The following is an 11497-nucleotide window of genomic DNA, read 5'->3' on the forward strand; positions in this document are numbered from 1 at the left end:
ATGTTTAGGCTTTAGCGCATCGATTGATCACGCTATACTGCTGCAAAATGTAAAAGTTAGGTGCGCAGATGCTTAAAGCCATTTGTTCTATCAGTTTGTTGCTCAGTAGTATGCTATTAACTGCATGTGGTCAATCGGGTGCATTACAATTACCTTCAGACCCAAATCACGACAAACGTGCAAAATATTTGCTTTATAAAAATGAAGCATCTTCAGCAAAGAATTCTTCTGATGTCAAAGCAGATGATGAAAATACGGAAACTCCAGAAACATCATCTATAGCTCAACCATAGACAACAACCTTTCAAGTTTGTAAACAAGGACACCTTCATGAGTTTCACGCGCATTAATGGAGTATTGCATGCGGAGCAATGTTCATTAGATCAGCTCGCCCAGCAATTCGGCACACCACTCTATGTTTATTCAAAATCTACTTTGGAAAAACATTATTTAGATATGGATCGTGCTTTTGATTTTATAGATCATCAAATCTGTTTTGCGGTGAAATCAAACTCAAATATCGCTGTTCTAAACGTGTTGGCAAAGTTGGGTGCTGGTTTTGACATTGTTACAGGTGGTGAACTTGCGCGTGTTTTAGCTGCTGGTGGTGATCCTGCAAAAATCGTATTTTCAGGTCTAGGTAAATCTGAAGCAGATATTGAAAAAGCTTTAAACGTCGGTATTGCTTGCTTTAATGTGGAATCTTATGCTGAGCTAGATCGTATTCAAAAAGTTGCGGCAAAATTAGCTAAAAAAGCGCCGATTTCATTGCGGGTTAATCCAGATGTCGATGCAAAGACGCATCCTTATATTTCAACAGGCTTGAAAGAAAATAAATTCGGTATTCCAAGTGATACGGTGAATGAAACTTATCAATATGCCGCATCACTACCAAATTTAGAGATTGTAGGTATTGATTGTCATATTGGTTCTCAACTTACGGAAACTAAACCTTTTGTTGATGCACTTGACCGTGTGATTTTAATGATTGAAGAGTTGAAAAAACTGGGTATCAACCTCAAACATATTGATATCGGTGGTGGTTTAGGTGTTTGTTATAAAGATGAAACACCGCCAAGTGTTGCAGAATATGCAAATTCAATGCGTCCAGCTTTAGAAAAACTGGGTTTAAAAGTCTATATGGAACCGGGGCGTAGTATTTCAGCAAATGCTGGCGTATTACTGACTAAAGTTGATTTATTAAAACCAACCAATCACCGTAATTTTGCAATTATTGATGCTGCAATGAATGACTTAATTCGTCCAGCTTTATATGAAGCATGGATGGATATTCAATCGGTCAATCCAAATACTCACGTTGAAGTGAAAACTTGGGATTTGGTCGGTGCAATATGTGAAACGGGTGATTTCTTGGGTAAACAGCGTGATTTAGCGCTTCAAGAAAATGATGTGCTTGCTGTATTAGGTGCAGGTGCTTATGGTTTTGTGATGAGCTCAAACTATAATACACGTGGTCGTGCTGCTGAAGTTATGGTCAGTGGTGATCAATCCTATTTAATTCGTGAGCGCGAAACAATAGAATCACTCTGGGAAAAAGAGCGTTTGTTACCTGAGGAGTAAATTGGCATGTATTTAGAATTCACCAAAATGCATGGTTTGGGCAATGATTTCATGGTTGTTGATCTAATTACCCAACGCGCTTATTTAGATACGGTAACTATTCAACGTTTAGCAGACCGTCATTTTGGCGTGGGTTTTGATCAATTGTTGATTGTTGAGCCACCTGATTTTCCAGATGTTGATTTTAAATATCGTATTTTTAACGCAGATGGTTCAGAAGTCGAGCAGTGCGGTAATGGTGTACGCTGTTTTGCTCGTTTCGTACATGAGCGTCAACTCACGACCAAAACTAAAATTCGTGTACAAACTAAAGCAGGTATTGTAGAGCCAGAGTTGGGTGCAAATGGTTGGGTACGTGTCAACATGGGTCCACCAAAATTTCTTCCTGAAGAAATCCCATTTGTTACTCAGGAACATGAAGATGCTGAAGGCTTATATGAACTTGAGCTTGCAGATAATAAAAGCATCAATATCGATGTGGTAAACATGGGCAACCCCCATGCTGTAACTATCGTACCTGATGTTTTAACGGCTGATGTCGCTGGAATGGGACCACAAGTTGAGTCGCATGTCCGTTTCCCTGCGCGTGTAAATGCTGGATTTATGCAAATTATTGATGAAAAGCATATTCGGTTACGTGTATTTGAGCGTGGTGTAGGTGAGACTTTGGCTTGTGGTACTGGCGCGTGTGCAGCAGCAGTCAGTGGTATGCGTCGTGGTTTACTTGCGAATGAAGTTGAAGTGCAATTAGCTGGTGGTAAGTTGCATATTGCATGGCGTGAAGGTGATGTGGTGTGGATGACAGGTCCAACTACTCATGTTTATGATGCGCGTTTGGATTTACGATATTTCCAAGGCTGATGATCTAAGGTTTAAGAAAAAGCGCGTTGATTGGAACGCGCTTTTTTATGATCTATCTTTTACTGAAGGCGAGTTTGAGTGCAAATAAAATAAAAATACTGCCTGTAATTCGATCCATATATTGAATAAATTTGGGTTGCTTTAAAAATTTAGATATTGATTGCATTGCTGTAATTAAAAAGATTGACCATATAAATCCAATCACGACATGAATCATTACAAGTCCCATGGTCCAAATGACTGGAGACGAAGACTGCGGGATAAATTGTGGTAGAAAAGAAATATAGAAAATACCAACTTTGGGATTGAGTAGATTTCCCCAAAAGCCTTTCATAAACCAATTATGAGTAGCTGCAATATCATCGATATTGGCAAGTTGACTACGCGGTTTTAAAATAAGATTAAGTCCTAACCATGTCAGGTAGATTGCCCCCATCCACTTCAATGCATTAAAGGCGAAATCTGAAGCCATCAGTAAAGCACCTAAACCACATGCCACAATGACTCCCCAAGCAATACAGCCTAGATTAATGCCTAGTGCTGCTTGAAATGCCTTTGTTTTACCTTCAATCGTTGCCGTACGAATAATTAATGTTGTATCTAAACCGGGTGTAATTGTTAGGATTGTAATTGCAAAAAGATAGGGGATAAGCATTGTTGACATTTTTATATCATCACTTAAAACTTGAAATCTATTGTATTACACTGCTGTATATACTTCGATATTTGTTTAATCATCAATCACATTGAAATTTGCTAAATTTTAGATATTTTTTAAAACATTGGAGAGCATGTTGGAAAGCCCTGAAAAACTGTTATCCATGTGGTTAAAAGAACGCATCATTCAAAATCAGTCTGAGCATACGATTTCAGCTTATCAACGTGATCTCACAGATTTCTTTCATTTCTGCGAGCTTAAGCAGTTACAATTACAAGATATAGAGGCTTCAGATTTAAGAGAATATTTGGCAGCTCGTGTTGAAAAGAATCAACTCAGTTCAAGTAGCTTACAACGTCATTTAACTGCAATACGTCAATTTATGAAGTGGGCAGAACAAGGTCAATATCTACAACAAAATCCATCTGAAGATTTTAGGTTAAAACGACAACCGCGACCTTTACCTGGGATGGTAGATATTGAAACAGTGCATCAAATTTTGGATCAACCAGCACCAGAAAAACCTTTAGAACAACAATTATGGTTACGTGATAAGGCTATGCTTGAATTATTGTATTCAAGTGGTCTACGTTTGGCTGAATTGCAAGGATTGACCATTAAAGATATCGATTTTAATCGACAATTATTACGTATTACAGGTAAAGGAAATAAAACCAGAATTGTTCCTTTTGGGCAGCAAGCCAAACAAAGTTTAATCGAATGGCTTAAAATTTATCGAATATGGCAAGGCAATTTGAGTGCCGATTTTGCGGTATTCATTTCACAAAAAGGTGGTGTCTTAACACCTCGACAAATTGAAAATCGTGTCAAACTACAAGCACAAAGAGCGGGGGTAAATGTTGATTTACATCCACATTTATTGAGACATTGTTTTGCAAGTCATATGCTTTCAGCAAGTGGTGATTTACGCTCTGTACAAGAAATGCTTGGGCATAGTAATTTATCTACTACCCAAATCTATACCCATGTCGATTTTGATCAACTCGCAAAAGTCTATGATCAAGCTCACCCAAGAGCACAAAAGAATGAACACTGAAAAACATCCACAATTATTAGATCAAATTGCATTTAAACGATGTTGTGACTTAATAGATGAGATTTTGCAAGATTATCGAGTAGTTATAAATCGAAGTTATCAAGGTTATTCCAATCATTGTAAACGTGTTGCTGCATGTTGTTTGATTTTAAGTGCAGATCGCAGTTATGAAACATTGCATAAAATTGCTATTGCTGTCGCCTTTCATGATATTGGCATATGGACTGCGAACACCATAGATTATATCAAGCCTTCGGTTGAGCAAATGCGACAATACCTTGCATCAAATGAGTTGTTAATGTGGGAAAAAGAAATCACATTAATGATTACGGAGCATCACAAAATGACTAAGGTTGAATGCTCTGAAGATCAATTAGTTGAAAACTTTCGGCGGGCTGATTATGCAGATTTTACATTGGGATTGGTCCGATCAAGTATTCCACTAGATGAATTTCGCAAACTGACAAGAGATTTTCCAAATAGAGGCTTTCATAAGACCTTAATTTATTTGGGAATAAAGCGTCTATTGCAAAAGCCGTGGAGCCCACTACCAATGTTTAAACTGTAGCAAGAATGAATGATCGTATTGTCGATTAACTTTTAGCGATACATTATGTTTCAAAATTGGCTGATTAATAAGCAGCTATATGCATGCTTTTCAGTTAGAGAATGTTTAATTCGTGTTCTTACTTTTTTGCCAAATTTTATTAAAATGAAAAATGTGTCAAACCATGAGTTAAATGCATCAATTAACGATTTACCTTTTAAATGAATCACGCGTTTTTTAGAGCATTGAATTTATTAAAATATTAAATAAATCAAAGCATAATAATTTCAGTTTAATTGTTTTGAATAGCAATGATTAAACATAACTTTCAATTAATGAACTGAGCGTTTCATCTTTTTTATGAGTTGAACGGAAATTGTGACTTGACCGAAATGCCAAATACATTGCAAGATAGGGCACCTAAAAAGTTTCGATCGAAGAGATAGAATACTCTTCACTACATTTACTTGCTTAGAACAGCCGAGGATTACATGAAGGCTCTTGTCGCTGTAAAACGTGTGGTTGATGCCAACGTTAAAGTTCGTGTTAAGCCGGACAATAGTGGGGTTGACCTTACCAACGTTAAGATGTCAATTAACCCATTCTGTGAAATCGCAGTGGAAGAAGCGGTTCGCTTAAAAGAAAAAGGAACGATTTCAGAAATCGTTGTTGTTTCAGTGGGTTCTAAAGACGCGCAAGAACAAATTCGTTCTGCAATGGCTTTAGGTGCTGATCGTGGTATTTTAGTAGAAACTGCTGACGAAGTTGGCGCTTTAGAAGTTGCTAAAATTCTAAAAGGCGTTGTTGATGCTGAAAAACCAGAACTTATTCTTCTTGGTAAACAAGCAATTGATGACGACTCTAACCAAGTAGGTCAAATGCTTGGCGCTTTACTTGGTGCTGGTCAAGGTACTTTTGCATCTGAAGTTAAAGTTGACGGCGGTAAAGTACAAGTTACTCGTGAAGTTGACGGTGGTTTGCAAACTGTTGAACTTGGTCTTCCAGCAATCATCACAACTGACTTACGTTTGAATGAGCCACGTTATGCTGCTCTTCCAAACATCATGAAAGCGCGTAAAAAACCGCTTGATACTAAGTCTCCTGCTGATTATGGCGTTGCAACTGGTACCAAACTTAAAACAATTAAAGTTGAAGCACCTGCTGAACGTAAAGCTGGCGTACAAGTGAAATCTGTAGATGAGCTTGTAGAAAAATTGAAAAACGAAGCGAAAGTGATCTAATACAGAAGGATACAATCATGAGTATTTTAGTTATCGCTGATCACAACAACCAGACACTTAACGGTGCAACTTTAAACGTTGTTGCGGCAGCTCAAAAAATCGGTGGTGATATTACTGTACTAGTTGCTGGTTCAGGCGCTCAAGCAGTTGCTGACGCTGCTGCTAAAGTTGCTGGTGTAAGCAAAGTATTGCTTGCTGACAACGCTGCTTATGCAAACCAATTAGCTGAAAACGTTGCTGGCTTAGTCGCTGATATCGCGAAAGGCGGATACAAATACGTTTTAGCTGCATCTACAACGACTGGTAAGAACATTCTTCCACGTGTTGCTGCACTTCTTGACGTAAGCATGATTTCAGACATCATTGCTGTAGAGTCTGCAAATACTTTCAAGCGTCCTATCTATGCAGGTAACGCAATCGCAACTGTTCAATCTGACGAAGCAATTATCGTTGGTACAGTTCGCGGTACAGCATTTGATGCGGTTGCTGCTGAGGGCGGTTCTGCTGCTGTTGAAGCTGTAGCTGAAGCGAAAGACGCTGGTATTTCTAAGTTTGTAAACGAAGAAATCGTGAAGCTTGATCGTCCAGAGTTAACTGCTGCACGTATCGTTGTTTCTGGTGGTCGTGGTGTTGGTTCTGGTGAGAACTACCACAAAGTACTTGACCCATTAGCTGACAAGCTTGGTGCTGCACAAGGTGCTTCACGTGCTGCGGTTGATGCTGGTTTCGTACCAAATGACTTCCAAGTTGGTCAAACGGGTAAAATCGTTGCACCAGATCTTTACATGGCAATCGGTATCTCTGGTGCGATTCAGCACTTAGCAGGTATGAAAGACTCTAAAGTTATTGTTGCAATCAACAAAGACGAAGAAGCGCCAATCAACAGCGTTGCTGACTACTGGTTAGTTGGTGATTTGAATACTGTTGTACCAGAGTTGGTATCTAAACTTTAATTCTTTGAATTAAGTTGAAAAAACGCTCCGAAAGGGGCGTTTTTTATTGAAACGAAAATTTAATACAACTAAATTTCTAATAATATTAATTACTACCAAAAGTGTACTTGTAAGTACACTTTTGCTAAAATAACAGATGTACTGTCTTTGATCCAATTTGGATAGGTTATCTCCCGTCAATGAAATTTAATTTTCGCTTTAATTTTGTAGCGCTAGTTTTGCTCGTCCTTTTATTTGGTATTTTATTATTAGCGATTACAGAAACTCATTTATTATCAAATTGGAATGTTCATCTAATAGAGGATATTCAGGCACTTATATTGCTGCTCTGTGTTCCATTTACGTGGTTTTACATGAAGCCTAAAACGCTGTCGGAACAGAAAAAATGGTTTTGGCTTTGGGCAATTGCATGGTGGGCAATGTTCTTTGGGCGTAGTATCAGTTGGGGGCGTGATTTCTTTCCCGAAGTTCCACATTTGTATTTCCGTATCATCTCTATCTTTGTGATTGCGCCTGTTATCTTCATGTTGTTTTCTGCACAGTTACGCACTGAGATTAAATATAAGCTTCAGTCTGTAAAGTTTCCTTTTTGGTATTTGTTTATTGCAATCCTATCTTTATTTTTCGCAGATAGTATTGAACATCATCGTTTTATTGATACATGGCTAATGAGAGAGGGGAGTAACGTTGATCTGATTGAAGAATTATATGAGTTTCCATTTATCTTGGCGCTATTTCTATCCGCTTTATACTTTATGAAGTTGGATAAATCATCTAAAGTGGAACGGTTGGAGACATTTTTAGATTTAAAATTATTTCATAAGTAAAATAAACCTTTATCGCTAGGATGAAGTTTCATTCCATCAAGCAATTACTTATGTGCATCGAGGTGAAGTTTATACTGAGCCTTTGATTGAATGTTGGCATACGTATTTAGCCATCACACGCATCATCGAGGTCAAATTAATAGCATGCTCTTTGAGCAAATAACAAAGTCCTTGGAGCTAGACTTAATTTTCTTTCAAAGAGAATATGCCTATTTATATCGCTGATTAGGATAACAAAAGGAAATAAGGACTAGACCATGTGTTAATTGCATGATTAATAAATGATATTTGTAGTAAGGTGATGAGATTTCACATTTCCATGTAGGAACTCTGATACTCCAATCATTATTCATAAATGTAAGATTGTCAGTCAGTTTCCATGAAATATATTGAATACCGTATTTAAATATTTCTTCTAGGTTTTCAGATGATTCCAATGTTTGTAAAGTGCTGGTGAGTTGTTCAGAAATATAGCTTTGGATTTTTTCTGATGGAAAAATTTCAAGATTCCAATGAATATCATCTTTATGTAAAGAAATGCCACCTTCGATGTATGGATTGTAATGTAGGGTGTTACTAAAATAATCTAACTGATGAGGGATAAGACTTTGTTTTAAAATTTCAATATCAATTTTTCTGTGTTTGTTTTTTATAGGATAAATTGATTGAGAAAATACATTTGAAAATGGGGCATTACATAGCATACGACCAATTCCAAATAACATATTGCGATTTTCGTCATTATAGTATTTGAACATGCGTTTTGAGACACGGTAACGATATTCTTGATTTGGTTTTGACATATTTTTTAAAGTAAATTTTTGCTTAATGGTTTTATGTAAATTCTATATAAATAAAGAAAATACGACAATCTATTTGTATCAAAAGACTCCCTGTTGAATAGCCATTTATGCTATAATTTTTTGCTATATTTTTTATTTTTAGTTCAAGTTTCTGAGCTAAAGACTTGCAAGATTGAATACATAAAAACAAGTAGAAATATCTACTTGTAAACAAGGAGTATGCATGAGCGTATCGGAAATCAGACCGATTGCCATTGAGGACGAACTCAAGCATTCATATTTAGATTACGCGATGAGCGTAATTGTATCTCGTGCATTACCAGATGTGAGAGACGGTCTAAAACCTGTTCACCGTCGTGTGTTGTTTGCAATGCATGAATTGGGTAATGATTATAACAAAGCGTACAAAAAGTCTGCTCGTGTTGTCGGGGATGTGATCGGTAAATATCACCCTCATGGTGACAGTGCAGTATACGAAACGATTGTTCGTATGGCGCAAGACTTTAGCTTGCGCTATATGTTGGTGGATGGTCAAGGTAACTTCGGTTCTGTTGATGGGGATAGCGCAGCAGCAATGCGTTATACCGAAGTCCGTATGCAAAAGTTAACCCATGAAATTTTGGCTGACTTGGAAAAAGATACGGTTGACTGGGAAGACAACTACGACGGTTCAGAACGTATTCCTCAAGTAATGCCAACGCGTATTCCAAATCTTTTGATTAATGGTACAACAGGTATTGCAGTAGGTATGGCGACCAATATGGCGCCACACAATATGACTGAAGTCGTTAATGCGTGTTTGGCTTATGCAAATAACCCTAGCATTACTGTCGAAGGTTTAATGGAACATGTGACTGGTCCAGATTTTCCTACAGGCGGCATTATCTATGGTAAGTCAGGTATTGTGGATGCCTACCGTACAGGTAAAGGGCGCCTACATATCCGTGGTAAGTACCATTTTGAGGAAGACCAAAAAACAGGTCGTACTACTATTGTTTTTACTGAGATTCCTTATCAAGTTAACAAAGCAAGAACGATTGAGCGTATTGCTGAACTGGTAAAAGAAAAGAAATTAGAAGGTATTTCTGAGTTACGTGATGAATCTGATAAAGATGGTATGCGTATTGCCATAGATTTAAAACGTGGTGAAAACGCAGAAGTTATCGTCAATAATCTGTTCTTACATACTCAACTTCAAAACTCGTTCAGTATTAACATGGTTTGCCTAGATAATGGACAACCTAAGTTAATGAACTTGAAAGATATTATTGCGGCATTTATTCGTCACCGCCAAGAAGTTGTTACGCGCCGTACTATGTACGAATTGCGTAAAGCACGTGAACGTGGTCATATCTTAGAAGGTTTAACAGTTGCTTTAGCTAATATTGATACCATTATTGAAACGATTAAAACCTCTGCAAACCCAGCTGAAGCGCGTGAGCGTTTACAAGCAGGTGAGTGGGCAGGTGGTGGTGTCGTTGCTTTATTAGAGAAGGCTGGTGCAATATCAGTTCGCCCAGATGAGATTGAAGGCGAAGATACTACACGTCCATTTGGTTTGTCAGGTGAAATTTATCGCCTCTCACCAACGCAAGTATCTGCAATTCTTGAGTTACGTTTACATCGTTTAACAGGTTTAGAACAAGACAAATTACACGCTGAATATACTGAGATTTTAGGTCAAATTGCTGAATTAACAGCGATTCTAAATGACTTTAATTTATTGATGAATGTGATTCGTGAAGAACTTGCTTTGATCTTGCAGCAATACGGTGATGGGCGTCGTACTGAAATTGTTGAATCTGGTGTGGATTTCTGTCGTGAAGATTTGATCCCAGAAGAGCAAGTCGTATTGACTGTTTCTCAAACGGGTTATGCAAAAACCCAACCACTTTCTGACTATCAAGCTCAGCGTCGCGGTGGTCGTGGTAAGTCGGCAACCTCGATGAAAGATGATGATATTATTCAGCATTTAATCGTAGCTTCGAACCATGCAACCGTATTATGTTTTACAGATGTCGGTAAGGTCTATCGTTTACGTGTATTTGAAGTGCCACAAGCTTCTCGCGGTGCAAAAGGCCGTCCAATCATTAATTTACTTCCATTGGATGCCAATGAAAAAGTAACTGCGATCTTACCGTTGACAGAATTCCTTGAAAACCACTATGTATTTATGGCGACTGCTTCAGGTACAGTGAAGCGTGTAGAGTTATCGCAGTTCAGTAATATTCGTGCGAATGGTTTACGTGCAATTGAGTTGAATGAAGAAGATACACTGATTGGCGTTGCAATTACTGATGGCAATCAACAAATCATGTTGTTCTCGAATGAAGGGAAAGCAATTCGTTTTGCTGAAACCGATGTTCGTGCCATGGGACGTACTGCTAAAGGCGTGCGTGGAATGCGCGTAAGTTTAGCAAGTGCTAGCGTAGACGTTGAAGAATCTGAAATTGAAAATGACGAAAGTGATGACAATGATGATTCATCTGACTCAGATGTAGTGAGTCGTATCGTATCACTTGTGGTTGTGCCTGAAACGGGCGAAGTGCTTTGTGCAAGTGCGAATGGTTATGGTAAACGTACACCTGTCGATGATTTCCCTACTAAGAAACGTGGTGGTAAGGGTGTTATTGCGATCAAGATGAGTGAGCGTAATGGTGAACTCGTTGGTGCTGTATCGATCGATGAAACCAAAGAGCTCATGTTGATTTCTGATGGTGGTACTTTAGTACGTACTCGTGCTGCCGAAGTTGCTACAACAGGTCGTAATGCGCAAGGTGTTCGTCTAATTCGCTTAAGTGATGCAGAAATACTTGTTGGTGTTGTTTCGATTGATGCTGTAGAAGATGACGAAGAGTTAGATGCTATAGACGAAGTGACGAACACTGAAACTGAAACAACCGTTTCTGAAGAAGTTGCTATTGAACCTAAAGAAGATAATCCTGAAGCATAATTGCTTTAAGATCGTA

Annotated in this window: 11 protein-coding genes; 9 read left to right on the plus strand and 2 right to left on the minus strand. The window is 38.2% G+C overall.

Going from position 1 to position 11497, the window contains the following annotated elements; genetic code table 11:
• Positions 1-68 precede the first annotated feature (68 nt).
• Genes NGC85_RS05200 through dapF form a run of 3 tightly spaced genes read left to right on the plus strand, consistent with a single transcriptional unit; the run spans position 69 to position 2442 of the window.
• Entirely contained in the window at positions 69-293 is a 225-nt protein-coding gene (locus NGC85_RS05200; RefSeq protein WP_254805072.1) for a lipoprotein, read from the plus strand.
• 37 nt (positions 294-330) lie between these two features.
• The gene (lysA, locus tag NGC85_RS05205; RefSeq protein ID WP_254805073.1) at positions 331-1581 is read left to right on the plus strand and encodes a diaminopimelate decarboxylase; all 1251 of its coding nucleotides are present in this window, start codon (positions 331-333) and stop codon (positions 1579-1581) included.
• Between the two features lie 6 nt (positions 1582-1587).
• Complete coding sequence (dapF, locus tag NGC85_RS05210; protein ID WP_005062796.1) at positions 1588-2442, plus strand: diaminopimelate epimerase; 855 nt, start codon at positions 1588-1590, stop codon at positions 2440-2442.
• 52 nt (positions 2443-2494) lie between these two features.
• Here dapF and NGC85_RS05215 read toward each other — a convergent pair whose 3' ends face one another.
• The gene (locus tag NGC85_RS05215; protein WP_254805074.1) at positions 2495-3106 is read right to left on the minus strand and encodes a LysE family translocator; all 612 of its coding nucleotides are present in this window, start codon (positions 3104-3106) and stop codon (positions 2495-2497) included.
• A gap of 157 nt (positions 3107-3263) precedes the next feature.
• On the opposite strand from NGC85_RS05215, the gene xerA reads away from it, so the two are divergent.
• The 5 genes from xerA to NGC85_RS05240 all read left to right on the plus strand — a co-directional run bounded on the left by xerA (position 3264) and on the right by NGC85_RS05240 (position 7725).
• Entirely contained in the window at positions 3264-4157 is an 894-nt protein-coding gene (gene xerA, locus NGC85_RS05220) for a site-specific tyrosine recombinase/integron integrase (protein ID WP_254805552.1), read from the plus strand.
• Entirely contained in the window at positions 4147-4725 is a 579-nt protein-coding gene (locus tag NGC85_RS05225; RefSeq protein WP_254805075.1) for a phosphohydrolase, read from the plus strand. The genes xerA and NGC85_RS05225 overlap by 11 nt, the downstream gene beginning before the upstream one ends.
• Before the next feature lie 470 nt (positions 4726-5195).
• A complete protein-coding gene (locus NGC85_RS05230) occupies positions 5196-5945 on the plus strand; it encodes an electron transfer flavoprotein subunit beta/FixA family protein (protein ID WP_005055047.1) in 750 nt (249 codons plus the stop codon).
• Positions 5946-5962: 17 nt separating this feature from the next.
• Positions 5963-6898, plus strand: a complete 936-nt coding sequence (locus NGC85_RS05235) for an FAD-binding protein (RefSeq protein WP_016164293.1) — start codon at positions 5963-5965, stop codon at positions 6896-6898.
• Positions 6899-7077: 179 nt separating this feature from the next.
• Complete coding sequence (locus NGC85_RS05240) at positions 7078-7725, plus strand: hypothetical protein (RefSeq protein WP_254805076.1); 648 nt, start codon at positions 7078-7080, stop codon at positions 7723-7725.
• A gap of 209 nt (positions 7726-7934) precedes the next feature.
• Here the strand turns inward: NGC85_RS05240 and NGC85_RS05250 are convergent, their stop codons facing one another.
• On the minus strand, positions 7935-8528 hold the full coding sequence (locus NGC85_RS05250; protein WP_254805078.1) for a hypothetical protein: 594 nt from the start codon (positions 8526-8528) through the stop codon (positions 7935-7937).
• Positions 8529-8751: 223 nt separating this feature from the next.
• Between NGC85_RS05250 and gyrA the strand changes: the two genes are divergently transcribed.
• On the plus strand, positions 8752-11481 hold the full coding sequence (gene gyrA, locus NGC85_RS05255; RefSeq protein ID WP_254805079.1) for a DNA gyrase subunit A: 2730 nt from the start codon (positions 8752-8754) through the stop codon (positions 11479-11481).
• The last annotated feature ends 16 nt before the right edge of the window (positions 11482-11497 follow it).

The sequence above is a fragment of the Acinetobacter sp. Z1 genome, assembly GCF_024296945.1.
In the GTDB taxonomy this organism is placed as follows: Bacteria; Pseudomonadota; Gammaproteobacteria; order Pseudomonadales; family Moraxellaceae; genus Acinetobacter; species Acinetobacter beijerinckii.